The sequence below is a fragment of the Pseudovibrio sp. M1P-2-3 genome (genome assembly GCF_031501865.1).
GTDB classification, from domain to species: Bacteria; Pseudomonadota; Alphaproteobacteria; order Rhizobiales; family Stappiaceae; genus Pseudovibrio; species Pseudovibrio corallicola.
Genome location: NZ_JARRCW010000001.1, coordinates 4499730 through 4518350, shown reverse-complemented (window position 1 = coordinate 4518350; position 18621 = coordinate 4499730). Strand labels below are relative to the sequence as shown.

At 49.2% G+C, this 18621-nt stretch carries 15 protein-coding genes; 10 read left to right on the top strand and 5 right to left on the bottom strand.

Features of this window, described 5'->3' with window-relative positions:
• Positions 1-165 precede the first annotated feature (165 nt).
• The 3 genes from rho to P6574_RS19930 all read left to right on the top strand — a co-directional run bounded on the left by rho (position 166) and on the right by P6574_RS19930 (position 3155).
• The gene (rho, locus tag P6574_RS19940; protein ID WP_310621950.1) at positions 166-1431 is read left to right on the top strand and encodes a transcription termination factor Rho; all 1266 of its coding nucleotides are present in this window, start codon (positions 166-168) and stop codon (positions 1429-1431) included.
• Between the two features lie 74 nt (positions 1432-1505).
• Positions 1506-2084, top strand: coding sequence for a GNAT family N-acetyltransferase (locus P6574_RS19935; protein ID WP_310621949.1), 579 nt, complete (start codon positions 1506-1508; stop codon positions 2082-2084).
• A gap of 112 nt (positions 2085-2196) precedes the next feature.
• Positions 2197-3155, top strand: a protein-coding gene (locus P6574_RS19930; protein WP_310619020.1) for an IS630 family transposase whose coding sequence is annotated in 2 segments (ribosomal slippage) — positions 2197-2538 and positions 2541-3155 — 957 coding nt in all. Because the reading frame shifts where the segments join, the coding sequence is not laid out codon by codon here.
• A 61-nt stretch (positions 3156-3216) separates the two neighbouring features.
• Here the strand turns inward: P6574_RS19930 and P6574_RS19925 are convergent.
• Entirely contained in the window at positions 3217-5190 is a 1974-nt protein-coding gene (locus tag P6574_RS19925) for a thioredoxin domain-containing protein (RefSeq protein ID WP_310621948.1), read from the bottom strand.
• An 86-nt stretch (positions 5191-5276) separates the two neighbouring features.
• Between P6574_RS19925 and mnmE the strand changes: the two genes are divergently transcribed.
• The 6 genes from mnmE (at position 5277) to P6574_RS19895 (ending at position 12207) form a co-directional block, all read left to right on the top strand.
• On the top strand, positions 5277-6629 hold the full coding sequence (gene mnmE, locus P6574_RS19920) for a tRNA uridine-5-carboxymethylaminomethyl(34) synthesis GTPase MnmE (protein WP_310621947.1): 1353 nt from the start codon (positions 5277-5279) through the stop codon (positions 6627-6629).
• Between the two features lie 261 nt (positions 6630-6890).
• Entirely contained in the window at positions 6891-8774 is a 1884-nt protein-coding gene (mnmG, locus tag P6574_RS19915; RefSeq protein WP_310621946.1) for a tRNA uridine-5-carboxymethylaminomethyl(34) synthesis enzyme MnmG, read from the top strand.
• A 3-nt stretch (positions 8775-8777) separates the two neighbouring features.
• Positions 8778-9437, top strand: a complete 660-nt coding sequence (gene rsmG / locus P6574_RS19910) for a 16S rRNA (guanine(527)-N(7))-methyltransferase RsmG (RefSeq protein WP_310621945.1) — start codon at positions 8778-8780, stop codon at positions 9435-9437.
• 14 nt (positions 9438-9451) lie between these two features.
• A complete protein-coding gene (locus tag P6574_RS19905; RefSeq protein WP_310621944.1) occupies positions 9452-10279 on the top strand; it encodes a ParA family protein in 828 nt (275 codons plus the stop codon).
• 119 nt (positions 10280-10398) lie between these two features.
• A complete protein-coding gene (locus P6574_RS19900; RefSeq protein WP_310621943.1) occupies positions 10399-11295 on the top strand; it encodes a ParB/RepB/Spo0J family partition protein in 897 nt (298 codons plus the stop codon).
• 129 nt (positions 11296-11424) lie between these two features.
• Positions 11425-12207, top strand: a complete 783-nt coding sequence (locus P6574_RS19895) for a class I SAM-dependent methyltransferase (RefSeq protein WP_310621942.1) — start codon at positions 11425-11427, stop codon at positions 12205-12207.
• Between the two features lie 16 nt (positions 12208-12223).
• Here P6574_RS19895 and holA read toward each other — a convergent pair whose 3' ends face one another.
• Genes holA through leuS form a run of 3 tightly spaced genes read right to left on the bottom strand, consistent with a single transcriptional unit; the run spans position 12224 to position 16473 of the window.
• Positions 12224-13264 (bottom strand): DNA polymerase III subunit delta, encoded by a 1041-nt coding sequence (holA, locus tag P6574_RS19890; RefSeq protein WP_310621941.1) that lies wholly within the window; start codon positions 13262-13264, stop codon positions 12224-12226.
• Between the two features lie 10 nt (positions 13265-13274).
• Positions 13275-13871, bottom strand: a complete 597-nt coding sequence (gene lptE / locus P6574_RS19885) for an LPS assembly lipoprotein LptE (protein WP_310621940.1) — start codon at positions 13869-13871, stop codon at positions 13275-13277.
• Positions 13858-16473: a leucine--tRNA ligase gene (gene leuS / locus P6574_RS19880; RefSeq protein WP_310622208.1), complete on the bottom strand. Its 2616-nt coding sequence runs from the start codon at positions 16471-16473 to the stop codon at positions 13858-13860. Before leuS ends, lptE begins: the two co-directional genes overlap by 14 nt.
• 211 nt (positions 16474-16684) lie before the next feature.
• On the opposite strand from leuS, the gene P6574_RS19875 reads away from it, so the two are divergent.
• The gene (locus tag P6574_RS19875; RefSeq protein WP_310621939.1) at positions 16685-17362 is read left to right on the top strand and encodes a YggS family pyridoxal phosphate-dependent enzyme; all 678 of its coding nucleotides are present in this window, start codon (positions 16685-16687) and stop codon (positions 17360-17362) included.
• Between the two features lie 131 nt (positions 17363-17493).
• Here the strand turns inward: P6574_RS19875 and P6574_RS19870 are convergent, their stop codons facing one another.
• Positions 17494-18504, bottom strand: coding sequence for an alpha/beta hydrolase (locus P6574_RS19870; protein WP_310621938.1), 1011 nt, complete (start codon positions 18502-18504; stop codon positions 17494-17496).
• Between the last annotated feature and the right edge of the window lie 117 nt (positions 18505-18621).

The window sequence follows — 18621 nt, the reverse complement described above, 5'->3', positions numbered from 1 at the left end:
GTTATGTTTATGGCAATCCCACTTCAGCTGGATATATGTGAGCTTATATAACGAAGTCGTAAACGTAGAAGCCTGTCTGAAGTCCTTAATCCCTCCTCCAATTTAATCGATAGTTCTAGCATACAAAATTCAGCATAGAACCAGTAGAAAAGACGACCCCTATTCATGCGGGAAATGAAACTTAAAGACCTTAAATTAAAAACTCCTACAGAACTCCTCACTGTTGCAGAGGAGCATGATGTAGAAAACGCAAGCACAATGCGCAAACAAGAGTTGATGTTTGCAATTTTGAAAAGGCTTGCTGAACAAGATATTGAAATTATCGGTGAAGGCGTTGTTGAAGTCCTTCAAGATGGTTTTGGCTTCTTGCGCTCTCCAGATGCGAACTACCTGCCTGGGCCAGATGATATTTATGTCTCGCCATCGCAGATCCGCCGTTTCTCTTTGAGAACAGGCGACACTGTTGAAGGGCAGATTAGAAGTCCAAAAGAAGGGGAGCGTTACTTCGCACTTCTCAAGGTTAACAAGATTAACTTTGAAGATCCCGAAAAAGCCCGTCACAAAGTTCACTTCGATAACTTGACGCCGCTCTATCCAGATGAACGTTTTAACCTGGAAGTTGAAAGTCCTGCCTCCAAGGACCTATCTCCAAGAATTATCGATCTGGTTGCACCGTTGGGTAAAGGTCAGCGCGCTCTGATTACAGCGCCTCCAAGAACCGGTAAGACTGTTTTCCTTCAAAATATTGCCAAATCCATTACAACCAACCACCCGGAATGCTATCTCATCGTTCTCTTGATCGATGAACGTCCTGAAGAAGTGACGGACATGCAGCGCACGGTGAATGGTGAAGTTGTTTCTTCTACATTTGACGAACCTGCATCACGCCACGTTCAAGTTGCAGAAATGGTCATTGAAAAAGCCAAGAGGCTGGTTGAGCATGGACGCGATGTTGTAATCCTTCTGGATTCCATTACCCGTCTGGGCCGCGCGTATAACACCGTTGTGCCGTCCTCCGGTAAGGTGCTGACAGGTGGTGTGGATGCGAACGCGCTGCAACGTCCTAAACGCTTCTTTGGTGCTGCTCGTAACATTGAAGAGGGTGGCTCTTTAACAATCATCGCAACGGCTCTTATTGATACAGGTAGCCGTATGGATGAGGTTATCTTTGAAGAGTTCAAGGGAACCGGTAACTCTGAAATCATCCTTGACCGTAAGATCTCCGACAAGCGTATCTTCCCAGCTGTTGATATTCAACGCTCCGGTACACGTAAGGAAGAGTTGCTGGTATCCAAGGATAAGCTCAAGAAAACCTTTGTGCTGCGCCGTATTCTCAACCCAATGGGAACTGTCGATGCCGCCGAGTTCCTGCTGGATAAACTCCGGCAGACAAAATCCAATGAAGACTTCTTCGATTCAATGAATACCTAATTGAAGAATTAAAATTGTTGTATTGTCCACCGCACTCCAACTAACTGGAGTGCGGTTTTTATTTGGAATTTCCTATGAAGATACTTGATACACCTACGATAGAAACCGAACGCCTCATTCTTCGTAAATGGGAGAAGCGGGATCTGGAGGGGCTGATTGAACTTTGCTCTGACACGAAGGTTATGGAGTTTTTTCCATCAACCCTGTCTGAGCAAGAGGCAGCGGCCTTTCTTGAACGGTGCCTTGTGAGGCAAGAGGAATTTGGCTCTTGTTTTCCGGTGGTAGAAGATAAAACTTCCGGGGAGTTTCTTGGGTTTACCGGCCTTACTATACCTGCATATCAAGATAAGCTTGAGTTTGGACCTTGTGTGGAAATCGGTTGGCGCTTGTTACCAGGTTGCTGGGGCAGGGGCGTTGCATTGGAAGCGGCAACTGCATGGCTGGACTATGGTTTCAAGCAATGTGGCTTGCATGAAATAATTGCGTTTACGACAAAAGAAAATGTTAAGTCCAGACGAGTTATGGAAAAACTGCGCATGACATACAACAGTGCGGATGATTTTAATCACCCGAGCCTGTCTCCAGATCATCCGCTCGCCATGCATGTTCTTTACCGGATGAGAGCCAGTGACTGGTCTGCCATGAAGGCCTAGAGTACATTGCATTCACGCGTTGTACTCTAAAGCAATGAGGCGCAACGCTGAATCGATTGGGGATTCCCAATCAGGTTGATTTGTGATTCACTCCTTTTAGGGAGGAGATCACATGGGCCGGCCACTTTCACTTGATTTACGCCTTCGCTTTAAAAGGCTCATTTTATCCGGGATGAGCGGGCGTGAAGCAGCACGCCGCCTGCTGATCTCTCCAGCATCAGGATCTCGCTTGGCCCGTAAAGTTCGGGAGGGGCAGAGTTTAATCCCGGTCAGGACAGGGCGCCCAAAGGGAGGCGGAAAATTGGAGCCCTACCTCTCCTTCTTGCGCGAGCTGGTCAATCAAGACGGAGATATCACGTTGATGGAGTTATGTGATGCACTTTTCATGGCTGAGGGAGTGAGGGTTCACCATACTTCCGTCTCCAAGGCTTTGCGCCGTCTTGGCTACACCTATAAAAAAAATCGTTGGTGGCAACCGAGCGTGGCAAACTCCATGTACAAAATGCCAGAGATGAATGGCGCCACACCCGTCAGCCTATAATGCGTGATCTGCCTGAGAGACTGGTGTTTCTCGATGAAACCAGTGTTAAAACGAATTTAACCCGGCTGCGAGGCCGAGCCTTTAAAGGGGAACGAGCCCTTGACACAGCGCCGTTTGGACGCTGGCAGAACCAGACCTTTATCGCCGGTTTGACCCACGAGGGACTCATTGCGCCCTGGGTTCTGGACGGGGCCATGAATGGCAAGGCATTCACCACTTATATCACGACACAACTGGCTCCATGCTTGCACCCTAAAACGGTGGTCATTCTGGATAACCTGTCCACACACAAAGTTCCAGAAGCCGCAAGGGCCCTCAGACAAAGCGGGTGTTGGTTCCTTTTTCTGCCGCCCTATTCTCCTGATCTCAATCCTATCGAAATGGCGTTTTCCAAGCTCAAAGCACACCTACGCAGAATGAAAGCCAGAACCTTTGAGACCTTGATAAAGGCTCTGGGTGACATATGCGATCTGTTCACACCCCAAGAGTGTTGGAATTACTTCAAGGCAGCTGGATATGTTTCAGTATAAAGGCTCAAGACTATAGCTTATATATTTAGAGCAAATTCTACATTTGTGATTACACGTTGTTCTAGATCTTAAAGTGCAAGTCCTGAAGTCGAGTGATTGGCTGGGAACAGCCACGCTCTGAGCAAAGGTAGAGAGCTTCTTTTTCTTGCAATTCCTCATCCATGGGCAGGTAAGTAGTATTGCCTATATCAAGAAGAATTACGGGGTCGGCCTTTGAGAGGATCTCTTTCTTCAGAGCGCTATTCTCCTTGGGCATCAGGGCTCTTATAAAGCGCGACCTTGTATCCAGTGCGTTTAGCATGGCAGCTGTACCGTAGACATTCTTTACAATCTGTTTTGAAAAACTCTGGAATATCTTGTCTGCAATGGATTTACTGTGATCATCTCCTGTCAGAATCCAGTGTTCGGTGAAGGCAAGCGCTGCACTGCTGTTATAGTTTGGAACGGCTTCATCAAGGCAATGAAGTGGGCGTACTATGAGATTATCCGCATTGTGAGAGCTAAGATAAAATCCACCTGTCTCCGATTGGAATTCAGCAGTTAGCCTGTCCAGAAAACCTGATGCGTCCTTATAGAAGTTGCTCTTTGCCAGTTGGTTTTTTTCAGTTCGGCCAAGGGCAAGGGCTGCGCGCGCCATGGCTGCATAGTCTACCGCGAAATCGCATTTTGACCCAGTGCCCTCTCGCCAGGAATGACTTAAGCGCAGATCGCTTTGTGCGATTGTGTTCTTGATAAAGCGATAGCATTGCTCTGCAAGTTCTCGGAAACGAGTATGCTCTGTCACTTCACTGGCGCTGACCAGAGCAATAATCATGTAGCCATTCCAGTCCACCAGAACCTTGTTATCTTTTGCAGGTGGAGTTCTTGTTCTCTCTCTATGCTCCCGCAGCAACCGATGACATACGCCAAGTCTTTGCTCCTCTTCAGGGAAGCTGGCTTGTTTCAATGTAAGACTTTCCTGCGAAGGAGCTGAAAGGTCTATCCCATATATTTGTGTAAAGAACTCCCAATGCTCGTCTGGAAGAACCTGACGGAGTTCCTCACAAGTCCAGAGATAGTATTTACCTTCTTCCCCATCGCTATCAGCGTCAAGGGCAGACGCAAACCCGCCATCTGGTAAAAGCATTTCCCGTTCCAACCAGCTTACACAGTCCTTGATCTTTTCCAGATAAAAGGTGTTTTGGGTTGCGGCGAAAGCCCATGTGAGATGCTGGATGAAAAACGCATTGTCGTAGAGCATTTTTTCAAAGTGCGGCACCTCCCATTTTTCATCGGTGCTGTAGCGGGCAAGTCCGCCGCCCACATGATCATAGATTCCACCCAGACATAGAGCATCCACGGATTTTATAAACTGGTAGAGGAGGTGGTCATCCTCATCTCTCAAAGAGCTTCGATAAATGAGTTCCTGAACAGCTGCCTGAGGAAATTTTGGGGCACCAATGGTTCCACCATAAAGAGGGTCCTGCCGAGCCGATAGTGTTTTGCCAGCTTGGGAAATGAGGGCAGGGTCCAGCTCACCAGAGGAGGATGTTTTATTATGCTTGAGGCGGGTGACTATTGCCTCCCGATTGTTAGTGACCCCTTCTTTATTGTCGTTAAAGGCATCCGAGATGGAAACCAGAACGTCTTTAAATGAAGGCCTTCCATATTGCTGAGTGGGTGGGAAATAGGTGCCACCCCAGAATGGTTCAGCGTCAGGTGTCAGGAACATGGTCAACGGCCAGCCCCCTTGCTCTCCCAATATATTGAGTGCCCGCATATATATATGATCAATATCGGGACGCTCTTCTCGGTCCACTTTAATATTGATATAGAGTTGGTTCATGAGGTTGGCTGTTTGTGGGTCCTCGAAACTCTCATGGGCCATAACGTGGCACCAATGGCAAGCTGAGTAGCCCACAGACAATAAGATTGGACGGTTGGATTGACGTGCTGCTAAGAGGGCTTCTTCTCCCCATTCCCACCAGTGGACGGGATTGTCTTTGTGTTGGAGAAGGTAGGGGCTTGAAGCATCGGTCAAGCGGTTGTAGCTCATCATAGCCTCGTAAGCTGCTCGTACTTTTATGGAAGCATCATGGTAGGTGCTTTTTTGTTGAACGCAAGAAATGATTGGTTTTGAAAATGTCGGGAATGAATAGCGATACAATATATGCGGTTTCCAGTGGAGCTCTGCCTTCAGGTGTTGCTGTTATCCGGCTTTCAGGACCAATGAGCAAGGAGGCCTTAAGAGCATTAACCAAGGGCCGCTTTCCTGCTGCACGCGAGGCCGCGCTTAGAAAACTTTATGATCCGGCCGACGGGATCATTCTGGATGAAGTGCTTGTCCTTCGTTTTGATGGCCCCAATAGTTTTACCGGTGAAGACGTTGTTGAACTCCACTGTCATGGGGGGCGAGCAGTTGTCGCAAGCATATTAAAAGCGCTGTCCGGTTTCAAAGACTGCAGGCCAGCAGATCAAGGTGAGTTCACACGGCGGGCGTTTCATAACGAGAAGCTGGACCTTACCGAGGTTGAAGGGCTGGCGGATTTAATTGATGCGGAGACAGAAGCTCAACGGCGGCAGGCCCAAAGACAGATGGGCGGAGCGCTTGGAGAGCTTTATAGCAACTGGCGCAAAACGCTCATCCGCTGCCGCGCCTTGATTGAAGCCGAACTGGATTTTTCTGATGAAGAGGATGTACCCGATTCAGTGGCAACCGAGATCTGGAAGGAGCTTTCATCACTCAACGGCGAAATAGCATCTCACCTGAGTGATGCCCGCAGAGGGGAGAGATTACGCTCCGGACTGCAGGTCATTTTGCTTGGCCCTCCCAATGCCGGTAAATCAAGTTTAATGAACAAACTGGCGCAAAGAGACGTTGCGATTGTGACACCAGAAGCAGGCACCACGCGGGACGTTCTGGAAGTTCATCTGGATTTGGGTGGCTACCCAGTGACCTTGATTGACACGGCTGGCATACGAGAGGATGCAGGCTTGATCGAGAAAGAAGGGATCAGAAGAGCCATGCAGCATGCCGGTGAATCGGATCTTATTCTCTGGACTGTAGATAGTGATGAGGCACTTAATGCTGTGCCGGATGAGTTCCGCGACCAGTCCAATCTGTGGTTCTTGCACACCAAATCCGACCTTAACAAACACGCGCCCACGGTTGAGGATAACCACTCGGGGAAGGTTATTGAAACCTCTGTTATTGAAGCGGGTGGCATAGACGGCCTTCTGAAATCTCTTCGGGAATTTGCCGAGGAGAACATCGGGCTCATTGAAAGTCCTCTTATCACAAGAGAACGCTATCGGGTTTTATTGCAAAAATGTTTCGATGATATTCAAAGGGCCATTGAAGCGGTACAGCTGCCCATTGAGCTGAGAAGTGAAGATCTTCGGAGTGCGGCTGATAGCTTGGGCAGGATCACAGGGCGCATTGATGTTGAGGATCTGCTGGATGTTATTTTCAGGGATTTCTGTATTGGTAAATAGATAGTTATAGAATGTTTCACGTGAAACACTTTCTGTAGTGCGCTGAAAAATATAAAGAAAATATTTGGTTTAACACTCCTGTTGAAGCGCCCGCATGTGAGCGGCTTCATCAGGAGAGTTTGCTTTGACCCACTGGCATTCCTGATGTATTGAAGGGACAAAGATTTTACAAAAAGCCCCTCAGATAACATGAATGCTCAAACACAGCTCGGCTGGTTACAGTGAAGCTTTACTAGTGAGAGGGTAAATAGCGGATACAAGATGCCTGATAGTTTGAAGCAAAATTTCGATGTGATTGTCGTCGGTGGCGGTCATGCTGGATGCGAAGCTGCAGCTGCCTCAGCCCGTATGGGCGCGCGTACAGCCCTAGTCACTCACAAGTTCGATAGTGTTGGAGTTATGTCTTGTAATCCGGCCATCGGAGGTTTGGGCAAAGGGCATCTTGTTCGCGAGATCGATGCTCTGGATGGTTTGATGGGGCGCGTCGCAGATGCTGCCGGCATCCAGTTCCGTATGCTCAACCGCCGAAAGGGGCCAGCAGTACAAGGCCCTCGGGCACAAGCTGACAGGAAACTCTACAGAGAAGCGATGCAAAAAGAGATTGCTGCTATCGAGTTTCTGGATGTTATTGAGGGTGAAGCGGACAAACTCATTCTTGAAAGCGGTTTGCTCAAAGGTGTTACACTGAAGGACGGTACTGTCGTTTCCGCGCCATCTGTTGTCATAACCGCAGGCACCTTCCTAAGAGGGATGATCCATATCGGCATGGAAAAAATTCCTGCTGGCCGTGATGGTGATGCGCCTGCCATGGGCCTTTCCGGTTCACTGGAAGACCTTGGTCTGCGCTTGGGACGACTGAAAACCGGAACACCAGCACGCTTGGATGGACGCACAATCAAGTGGGACACATTGGCCGAGCAGCCCGGTGATGAAGAGCCAATTCCTTTTTCTTATCTGACAGAGAAAATCGAAGTCCCACAGGTCCCATGTCACATCACGCGAACGACCGCTGAGACACATACGATCATTCGCGACAATATTCAGTTCTCGGCCATGTACTCCGGAGAGATCAAGGGAAGGGGCCCAAGATACTGTCCTTCCATTGAAGACAAGGTTGTCCGCTTTGGTGATAGAGACGGCCATCAGGTATTCCTGGAGCCCGAAGGCTTGGATGACTACACCGTCTATCCCAATGGAATTTCCACGTCGCTGCCTGTTGATGTTCAGGAAAAATACATCCGCTCGATTCCCGGGTTGGAAGATGTGGTCATTCTGAAACCCGGATATGCCATTGAATATGATCATATCGATCCAACCGAACTGCTGCCCACACTGGAAACCAAAAAACAAAAGGGGCTCTTTCTGGCAGGGCAGATAAATGGAACGACGGGATATGAGGAAGCGGGTGCTCAAGGTCTTCTGGCCGGCCTAAACGCAGCACGTCACGCTTCTGGTGGTGAGGATATTATTATTAGCCGTGCAGCCGGTTATATCGGGGTGATGGTTGATGATCTGGTCACCCGCGGTGTTACCGAGCCCTACCGCATGTTTACTTCCCGCGCCGAATACAGGCTATCTCTACGGGCGGATAATGCGGATCAGCGGCTTACTCCACTTGGTATGGAATGGGGGTGTGTTGGCGCTGTTCGCGAAAATTCTTTTGAGAGGAAGCGCCAGCAGCTTGATGAAATTCGTGCGCTGATGCAGAGCCTGCGCATTAGCCCCAATGAGGGCCGCAAGCATGGATTGCCTATAAATCAGGACGGCGTAAAGCGCTCAGTTTTTGATTTGCTGTCCTACCCAAATATTACACTAGATAGCCTTCTCGAAGTTTTCGAGGAGCTTAAAGGTGTTGATCGCGCACTGGCCGAGCAGGTTGCCATTGATGCTTTATACGCTGTTTATCTGGAACGCCAGGCAGCTGATATTGAAGCGCTGAAGAGGGATGAAGAGCTACTTATTCCAAAGAATATCAATTATGACGATTTAGCTGGTCTCTCAAATGAAGTGAAGCAGAAGCTTCTTGATGTACGCCCGGCAACAATTGGGCAGGCAGGGCGTATTGACGGGGTGACCCCAGCCGCTCTGACTTTGCTTCTTTCTTATATCCGCCGTACTGCCATGAAGACAGCAGGAGCTGCCTAACCAATGACTACTTTGAGCAACTCTGATAGTGATCAGATCGAAATGCTTAAACGCATGTATCCAGATGTTTCACGTGAAACGATTGATTCCTTTTCAATCTATGTAGACCTGGTTCGCAAATGGCAACCGGCACAGAATTTGATTGCACCCTCCACAATGGGGGATATCTGGCTGCGGCATGTGGCAGATTCCATTCAAATCCAGAAGAGTCTGCCGTCTGCTTCCCAGTGGATTGATTTCGGGAGTGGGGCAGGCTTTCCGGGTCTTATCACAGCGATTCTTTTGAAGGATAAAGAAGGATCGCTTGTAAACCTGGTGGAGAGTAATCAAAGGAAAGCCTCTTTCCTGAGAACAGTTGCGCGTGAAACCGGCAGTAGGGTGAAGGTGCATGCGGGGCGAATAGAAGCCGTTACCAAGGACTGGGAAACCCCAATAGAGGGGGTATCCGCCCGCGCCTTGGCATCGCTGGATATGCTCTGTGGTTTTTCCAGTCAGTTTATTGAACGTGGAGCAACCGCTGTTTTCCACAAAGGGCAAGATTTTCGTAGGGAAATAGACGAGGCCTCTCAAAACTGGGAGCTGGATCTGGTAGAAAAAGATAGTCTTGTAGATCCGCAGAGTAAGGTGTTGTTGATTTCAAAAATGACAGCACGACAGGCCTAACGAGGTAAAGCCGGATGAGCAGTTTACCGCAGTCACCGAGAGTTCTAACCGTTGCCAATCAGAAGGGCGGCGTTGGAAAAACAACCACTGCTATCAATTTGGGTACTGCTCTGGCCGCTATTGGCGAGCGCGTTCTTGTTATTGATTTAGACCCACAAGGGAATGCCTCAACAGGATTGGGTATTGATAGGAAGGTGAGAGAGTTCACCACCTATGATGTCCTTTGTGGAGATTGTACTCTGGAAGAGGCGATTATTGGAACCGCAGTTCCACGGCTCTCCCTTGCACCATCCAACATGGATTTGCTCGGTGTAGAGCTGGAAATTTCCGGTGCTGCGGATCGGACTTTCCGGCTTCGCAATGCAATTTCGGGTCTGGCAAAAGCGGCTGAAAGAGGGGCTATAGAGGGCTATTCCTACGTTCTGGTAGATTGTCCACCATCGCTGAACCTTTTGACAATTAATGCTCTGTCAGCTTCACACTCCATCCTTGTTCCGTTGCAGTGTGAGTTTTTTGCGCTGGAAGGTTTGAGCCAGCTCCTCAGCACTGTTGAGCAGGTCAAGCAATCGCTCAATGAGGAATTAAGCATTCATGGCATTGTTTTGACAATGTATGACAGCAGAAACAACCTGTCGGCCCAAGTGGTGCAAGATGTAAGGGAAACCATGGGAGACGCTGTGTACGACACTGTGATTCCCCGCAATGTACGAGTTTCGGAAGCGCCTTCACATGGAAAACCCGCGCTTCTTTATGATCTGAAGTGCTCTGGTTCCCAGGCATATTTGCGCCTTGCATCGGAGATAATTCAAAGAGAACGTGACCTGCGCACTGTTGCTGTCTGAATTTTAGTTTTCAAATACTACTTTTAAATGTGGACGAACCTGCTGTCTATCTTTGCGGTTTTTCATAGGTCTATGTAAGCTAACCATCTGTTTGGAGTTCAAGTGAGGTTAGCTGGGGAATGGCAAAGTCAGAAGAAGGCGGACGCGGTAATAAGCGTCTGGGCCGTGGTTTGGCAGCTCTTATTGGTGATGTTAGCACCGAACCTGGCCCAAAACCCGAGCGACAGCGGGATAATAGAAAAGTTCCCATTGAGTATATTCGGCCGAATCCGCGCAATCCGAGGAAGGCTTTTGTGGAGGAGGACCTTCAAAGCCTGACCGAATCTGTTCGGGAAAAGGGAATTGTTCAACCGATTCTGGTTCGCCCCACTCCAAATGAACCGGGTCATTTTGAGATTATTGCAGGGGAGCGGCGCTGGAGGGCAGCTCAAAAAGCTGGCTTGCATGAAGCCCCTGTCATCATCAGAAATGTCACTGATCAAGAAGCTCTTGAGCTGGCGATTATTGAAAATGTTCAAAGAGCAGACCTCAACCCAATCGAAGAAGCATTAGGCTATGACCAGCTTATTGATGAGTTTTCCTATAGTCAGGCTGAACTCTCAAAGGTCATTGGTAAAAGCCGAAGCCATGTGGCAAATACCCTGCGCCTTCTGAAACTACCAAACGCGGTAAAAGACTATCTTGCGGAAGGGTTGCTGACAGCTGGCCATGCAAGGGCCCTGATTAACGCACCAGACCCCGCTGCCCTTGCTGATCTTATTGTCGAAAAGGGCCTAACGGTACGCGATGCCGAAAAACTTGCACAGAACCCAACGTCTTTGGAAAAGAAAACGGCAGCTCCAAAGCCACCCAAAGACGCCAATACAAAGGCACTGGAAAAGCGCCTTATGGATGGGCTCGGCCTCAAGGTAAATATCGCACATAAAGCGGAGAAGGGCGCAGGTGAGCTGAAAATCAAATACGCCTCTCTTGAGCAACTCGACGAAGTCTGCCGCTTGCTGGGTATTGAACAATAAGCTCTTTTATGACGGTTTTTGCTTTTAAGTAACGCGTTTATGAATATAAAATGGAAGTCAGGCTCTTCTAACAAGTCCAAAAGGTCTTTTGCCTAAGACAATTGGAATAGTAGAGGAAAGGTAAGACGTTTGCCTTCCAAACAATCACAGCGCATTTTGAGCTTTAGCGGGTTGGAGCGGGATTATGAGCAAAGCCGCCCATCCTATCCCGATGCAGCGCTGTCGCACCTTCATCAGGTAGTCTCCCCATTGCCATGCAATCGCATATTGGATGTGGGATGTGGCACAGGTAAATTCACGCGCCGGTTAGCCAGAAACTTCCCAGTTTGCAATGTATTCGGCTCGGATGTGAATGCGGATATGCTGGCACAAGCGCGCCGCTCATCAACTTCTAAGAAAATCCAATACCTGTCGTTTAGTGCCGAGAAAATTCCGCTTAAATCAAATAGTTTCGGATGTGTAACGACTGCTCAGGCCATTCACTGGTTCGATAAGGCAAAGTTCTTTGAAGAGGCTCAGCACCTACTTCAGCCCAAGGGCTGGGTTTGTGTTGCTGATAACGTGAGAAACTGGCGCATAAATGCGTTTTTGGAGGCCTATGAAGCTTTCTTGGAGCGTTATTCCCCAGACTACGACAGGGATTACAGGGACCTTAACTACCGCGAAATAATGGAGGCGTGCGGCTTTCATCCAAACCCTGATTTTACTTGTGAGTGGACACGGCCAATGACAGCAGACAGGTTTGTCCAGTTTTCATGCTCTTCCACACGAACCCAAAGCGCATTGAAAATACATGGAGATGGGATTTTAGAGGAGCTACGTGCGCTTATTAAGCAGCATTATGGAGAGGCAAATGTGGTGGTTCACTACACCACCCATCTTGCTATGGGCCAGAAAACGGGCTCTACTTGAGGCTTCGTAACATACCTTATCGCTTTTTCTGCGCCATACGGGCCGCTTGAGTAATGGCAAGAAGCGTGTGAGACAAAATTGCGATGGAAAGCGCAGGTTTCAGCCGTATATCCTTAACAGATTCCTGCAGTCGTATCATGGCCCGTTCCAGTTTTTCCGCGTTCCAGATTTCAATTTCCCTGATGAGTTTCGCTTTACGCTTCCAGAAAATAGGAGGGCGAAGACCACCTACAATAGATTCAGGGGAGACCCTGCGGTCTGCCTCCAGCCGGCATTTGTGGATTACCTGAAAGTGTTTGAGGGCCATGTTAGCAATCACACCTGCGTCCATTCCACTGGCCGAAAGGCGCTCAAGGCCATGATCCAGTGTTTTGATATCGCCAAGGGCGGCAGCATCAATCAGCTCATCTATGGCAAAGGCCGAGGCATCCCCAATAATTTCTTCAACGTGGCTGGATTCGATCCGTCCGCTACCCAATGCATAAAGGCAGAGCTTTTGCACTTCCCCGCGGCTGGCCAGACGATCGGCCCCTAAAAGGTCGTGGAGAGCCTTTCTCGCTTCCTTTGATATCTGGAGACCGGCAATCTGAGTTTCCTCGTCTATGAGCCTATCAACGTCTCTGGTGGTATCTGCAAAGCAAGGAATGGCGTAGGCTGTCTTGCTTGCTTCAATCTTCTTCCGCAGACCGGTCCCTTTTTTAAGATCTCCCGCCTCAATAACGATGAAAGCCTCGAAATCCGGGCTCTTCAGCAGTGCCTCAACAGCAGTGGTGACGGCCTTATTGCCTTCCTCACGAACCCAAATGGTCCGTCTGCCGCCAAATAAAGGGATGGTAAGTGCTTCATCAATCAGTCGATTTGGATCTGAGGCCAAATCAGATGCATCCAGTTTTACTTGAGAAAACGGATCATCATTTTCTTTTGCAACACCGTTAATCAGTTGCTTTGCACGTTCATTGACCAGCCCTCTATCAGGGCCATACACCAAAATCAGATTGACTGATTTTGGTGGGTTCGAGACAAAGCGCTCAATTTCATTATTTTTTAGGGCTACCATGGAGGCAAGACTATTGGTCTGTGGCGAAGTAGCCGGCAATGCGTGCCTGAATATCCGAGGCTACAATTTTTGTTGCACGGTTTTCGGCGTCCCGCTCGGCTCTTAAGTTTGCAAAGCGCTGATTTGAGAAGTCATAGGAAGCAGATCCGAAAGAACGTCCCACATAGAGCGTTTTTTCTGAAGATGCATCTGACAAAACAAAGCTGGCAGAGAGTGTAATGTTGTAGGCTGAAGGCACATCGGAGAGCTCTTCCACACCCACTTCGGTTTGAACAGTATCAATCAGAACTTCAAGGTCATACTTTTGTGCAAGACCGCTTCCCCCGCGACGGAAAAGGTATTGCAGTTCATTACTCATGTACTGATCGACGCGTTGTGAAGAATTGTTGCTGCCGATAAGGGAGACTTTTACGTCGATCGCGGCCAACTCGTCTTGCACAAGCGTTGTTTCGGATCCGTTACTATTTAGAATATTGGGAGATGTCCCATATAACGGGCGAACCTGACATCCTGAAAGAGCGAGAGTTCCTGCAAGAATCACGGCGCTGCCGAGCAAAGCTCGGCAGGCTGAAGCAGAAAGATTCGCTGTTAAGTTATACGACGACATTCACAATCCTTTGAGGAACAACGATAATTTTCCGTGGTTCCTTACCGTCCAGAGCTTTGATAACGACTTCTTGTTGTAGAATAGCCGCTTCGACCACCTCTTTGGAAGCGTCTCTTGCAATTGTTAACTCGCCTTTTTTCTTTCCGTTGATCTGGATCGGCAGTGTCACACTGTTTTCAACAAGCAGTTCTTCTTCAACTTCCGGCCATTCACTCTGCGAAATCAGCTTTTCAGAGCCCAGTAGCGACCAGCATTCCTCTGCAAGGTGAGGGGTGATCGGCTGCATCATCACCAGCATAAAGCTCGCTGCTTCACGCAAGGAGTAGGCCATATCTGGCTTGGAAAGGTCTGCCTGCAAAGCCTTGCTGATGGTGTTGGTGAACTCGTAAAGCCGTGCTACAGCACGGTTGAAGCCCAGCCCCTCAAAATCTTTGGAAACAGCGGAGAGTGTTTTATGGGCCGCGCGGCGCAGGCCCAGAGCTTCATCACTGAATTTCTCAGGCTTTGTGGCAACGGCTTCGCTGTGCTCGGCAATATCGCTCATGATGCGATAAATGCGCTGCACGTGACGCCATGCGCCAAGAACCCCATCCTCGCTCCAGATAATATCGCGCTCTGGCGGGCTGTCGGAAAGAACAAACCAACGGGCTGTATCAGCGCCATAAGTCTCAATAATATCCGTTGGATCAACAACGTTCTTCTTGGACTTGGACATTTTCTCGATGGAGCCGATAGCTACATCTTCGCCCGTATCCAGAAGGGTCGCCCGGCGCTTGCCGTCCACTTCTTCCAACTTGATATCAGCGGGGGAAACCCAGCGCCCGTCACTGGAAGCTTTATAGGTCTCGTGGTTCACCATGCCTTGGGTAAAGAGGCCCTTGAACGGCTCTTTAATGTCAAGGTGACCGGTGATTTGCATGGCGCGGGCAAAGAAGCGGGAATAAAGCAAATGCAGGATCGCATGCTCAATACCACCGATATACTGATCCACCGGCAGCCATTCGGTTGCAGCCTTCGGGTCTGTTGGGTTTGCGTTTTTCGGGTCGGTAAAGCGGGCGAAATACCAAGATGAATCCACGAAGGTATCCATCGTATCCGTTTCGCGCTGCGCATCAGCGCCGCAGCACGGACACTTTACATCACGCCATGTTGGATGGCGGTCCAGCGGGTTCCCGGGACGGTCGAATGAAACATCCTCCGGCAGTGTAATCGGCAGCGTTTCTTTTGGCGCTGGTTGTGGTCCGCAGCTTTCACAATGGATGATCGGAATAGGGCAGCCCCAGTAGCGCTGGCGTGAAAGACCCCAGTCACGCAGGCGATAATTGGTCTCGCGCGCTCCCTGTGGTTTTCCATCTACTTGCTGCGCTTCCAGACGCTCGCTCACGGCTTTTTTAGCATCGCCAATGGAAAGACCGTCCATGAACTGAGAATTGAAGATCTTGCCGTCGCCGGTATAGGCTTCAGTGCCAACTTCATAAGTCGCGGCATCTTCACCTTCAGGCAAAACAACGGCTGTTACAGGCAGATCGTATTTGCGGGCAAAATCCAGATCGCGCTGGTCATGGGCAGGGCAAGCGAAAATCGCGCCGGTGCCGTAGTCCATCAAAATGAAGTTAGCAACAAAAACAGGCAGTTCCCATGATGGGTCCAGAGGGTGTTTTACACGAAGGCCAGTATCGAAGCCCAGCTTTTCTGCTGTCTCGATAGCTTCTGCAGTCGTGCCGATCTTGCGGCATTCCTTGATGAATTCCTGCAGCTCGGAGTTGGTCTTGGCAAGCTCTTCTGTGATTGCATGATCTGGAGACAGACCTACAAACGACGCGCCGTACAAGGTATCAGGGCGTGTTGTGAACACTTCCAGTGTTTTATCACCGGTCGGTGCTGCCTCGGAAAACTCGAAGAGTACCTTTGTGCCCTCGGATTTGCCGATCCAGTTCTTCTGCATCAGGCGCACTTTTTCCGGCCACTTATCCAGCCCGTCAATAGCGCTCAGCAAGTCCTCGGAGTAATCTGAAATGCGGAAGAACCACTGGGTCAACTCACGCTGCTCAACCGTTGCACCAGAACGCCAGCCCTTGCCGTCAATAACCTGCTCGTTGGCCAGAACGGTCATGTCTACTGGGTCCCAGTTGACCTTGGACTTCTTGCGGTAAATGAGGCCAGCCTTCAGGAAGTCCAGAAACAGGCTCTGCTGTTTGCCGTAATAGTCTTCGTCACATGTCGCAAATTCGCGTGTCCAGTCGAAGGAAAGACCAAGCGTTTTCAGCTGGCCGCGCATGGCAGCAATGTTGTTGTAGGTCCATCCTTTCGGGTGGACGCCTTTCTCGGAGGCCGCGTTTTCCGCAGGCATACCAAAGGCATCCCAGCCCATCGGGTGCAACACGTTGAAGCCTTTAGAGCGCTTGTAGCGTGCAACAACATCCCCCATGGCGTAGTTGCGAACGTGCCCCATGTGCAAGCGGCCGGAAGGGTAAGGGAACATCTCAAGGACGTAGTATTTTTCCCTTGGGTCATCATTGTCTGTAATGAAGACGTCTTTTTCGTCCCATTGCTTTTGCCAGCGCGCTTCTGTTGCGCGTGCGTTGTAACGCTCCGTAGCCATCAATTCAATCCGTCGTAAATCTTGCGAGCCCATGCGGGTAAACTGTTTGAAAGGACTGTCATCAGAATTTGCTAGGTTGGTCAACCTTCAAACTGCGGAAAATGCGGAAATAATCGGCGACAAATCCCATTAAAGTCACTAACAGAAAAGCAAGATTAGGTTTCAAGAAGATATATATAGTCTTTCGATGAAGGATTTTGTGGAGGCAAGAATGCAAGAAGAAGCGGCAAAACGTTTGGAAGATGTGAAAGCAACTATCCGCAATGCTGAGGAAAACTCAGGTCGTGAAACTGGTGCAACGACATTGATTGCAGTCTCCAAAACCTTCGAGGTTAATGCAATCAAGCCAGTGCTGGATGCCGGACAACGGGTTTTTGGTGAAAACCGTGTTCAGGAGGCGTTTTCAAAGTGGCCGGAGCTTCGCAGTGCGTATGAGGGTGTAGAGCTGCACCTGATTGGCCCCTTGCAATCCAACAAATCCAAGGAAGCTGTGGAACTGTTTGATGTCATTCACACGGTTGACCGGGAAAAAATCGCCAAGACTTTGAAAGCGGAGATGGAAAAACAGCAGAAATTCCCGAAGCTGTTTATTCAGATCAATACGGGCGAAGAACCGCAAAAAGCTGGTATTGCGCCCAAAGAGGCCGATGCCTTTATCGCGAAATGCCGTGATGAACTAGGGCTACAAATTGAAGGACTGATGTGCATTCCGCCAGTCGATGAAGCACCGGGTATGCACTTTGCGTTGCTGGAGAAAATTGCACGGCGCAATGGCCTTGAAAAACTTTCCATGGGTATGTCCAGCGATTTTGAAATCGCGGTTCAGCATCATGCAAGCCACGTACGCGTTGGCTCTGCAATCTTCGGTCATCGGGATTACAGCGCCTAACAACAGCAGTACCTTAATGGAGTGCTGGCTGTGCAATAAACGCAAACAGGCTTCAGTTCTGGCATAAAGGCCAGCAAATACAATTTATAAAAGCCCATGTGCGTCCAAGAGAAAGCAGTTGGGCTTTTATTCTATTGTGCTTCCTCGGTCATAGCAGGGGGAGTAACCGGAGCAATTCCCAATTTTTCAAGCCATGAGATAGTGGTTTTGGTCACAAGGTCGTTATTGTTCGGGCTCTCTAAATCGCCAACAACTATGTGATTTTTCTCATTCTGCGAGTGCTGAATAATGAGCCTGTCTTTTTTGGCGCCCCAGTTTTCGTAGTATTGAGCTGTGACAGCTTCATCGGCTTCAGTGTCATTGGGACTGTATATGAATAAAGTTGGAATGGTGGCTGTGTCTGGCTCGGCTTTGCGGACCAATTGAACAAACTGGGCAAGCGGCAATAGGGCTGAACTTGGGTAACAGACCGTCCAAGCGTACAAAATCTCCATTGAGGCATGCGTACCAGAGCAACGTGTGGGCCCCAAGGCGATCCTGCTCATGAATTTGGCATAAGGGTAGGTGAGAAGGGACGAACCGAAATTGTTTATCCTGAGGACAGGGGAGACTAAAATTGCAGCCACCACGTCTGTGCCGATAGTGTCCCCCTCCAGAGCTGACCACGCAATAAGCGCTCCTCCCAACGAGGTTCCCATAACAATAACCTTGTCTCCGATCCGTCTCCCGATCTCATAGGCTTCGGCCAGATCATCGACCCATTGGTTATAGCTCATCTCTCCCATGGCGGCATTTGTGCGCCCGTGTCCGGTCAAACGCGTATAAAACAAGTTTGCCTCAAGGTGCTCCGCCAGATTGTCGGGTACGGGCCTGATTTCTTCCTTACTGGCTGAAAACCCATGAATATAGACAACAGAGTAAGGAGTTTTAGATTTCGTTTCGGTATCGTTCCAAATAATTTGCTTTTCCAGACCGGGCTTGATATCGCGGAACTGTGCCTCTTCATTGTGAAGATACGCCTCGACATCCACGGGTATCTGCGTGGGGGAGAAACTAAGTGAAATAGGGGGAAACTTGTTGGTGAGCCAACCGTAACCAGCAACTAGAATTATGAGTGCGATACAGAACTTGAGAAATTTCATTGGCTCGTCCTGTGAAATCTGGTTCGAATTGCCCAACACTAGGCAATTGAATAGCACTGAACAATTACAGAGATTTTATATATGGCAGGTGCGGCTACTATAATATTGAGCCACAAT

Excerpts from the sequence above, each read along its gene's own strand:
- P6574_RS19900 (WP_310621943.1), top strand. The coding sequence starts at position 10,399 with ATGGCAAAGTCAGAAGAAGGCGGACGCGGTAATAAGCGTCTGGGCCGT.
- mnmG (WP_310621946.1), top strand. The coding sequence starts at position 6,891 with ATGCCTGATAGTTTGAAGCAAAATTTCGATGTGATTGTCGTCGGTGGC.
- P6574_RS19875 (WP_310621939.1), top strand. The coding sequence starts at position 16,685 with ATGCAAGAAGAAGCGGCAAAACGTTTGGAAGATGTGAAAGCAACTATC.
- holA (WP_310621941.1), bottom strand. The coding sequence starts at position 13,264 with ATGGTAGCCCTAAAAAATAATGAAATTGAGCGCTTTGTCTCGAACCCA.
- rsmG (WP_310621945.1), top strand. The coding sequence starts at position 8,778 with ATGACTACTTTGAGCAACTCTGATAGTGATCAGATCGAAATGCTTAAA.
- lptE (WP_310621940.1), bottom strand. The coding sequence starts at position 13,871 with ATGTCGTCGTATAACTTAACAGCGAATCTTTCTGCTTCAGCCTGCCGA.
- P6574_RS19870 (WP_310621938.1), bottom strand. The coding sequence starts at position 18,504 with ATGAAATTTCTCAAGTTCTGTATCGCACTCATAATTCTAGTTGCTGGT.
- rho (WP_310621950.1), top strand. The coding sequence starts at position 166 with ATGCGGGAAATGAAACTTAAAGACCTTAAATTAAAAACTCCTACAGAA.
- P6574_RS19935 (WP_310621949.1), top strand. The coding sequence starts at position 1,506 with ATGAAGATACTTGATACACCTACGATAGAAACCGAACGCCTCATTCTT.
- leuS (WP_310622208.1), bottom strand. The coding sequence starts at position 16,473 with ATGGCTACGGAGCGTTACAACGCACGCGCAACAGAAGCGCGCTGGCAA.
- P6574_RS19925 (WP_310621948.1), bottom strand. The coding sequence starts at position 5,190 with ATGAGCTACAACCGCTTGACCGATGCTTCAAGCCCCTACCTTCTCCAA.
- P6574_RS19905 (WP_310621944.1), top strand. The coding sequence starts at position 9,452 with ATGAGCAGTTTACCGCAGTCACCGAGAGTTCTAACCGTTGCCAATCAG.
- mnmE (WP_310621947.1), top strand. The coding sequence starts at position 5,277 with ATGTCGGGAATGAATAGCGATACAATATATGCGGTTTCCAGTGGAGCT.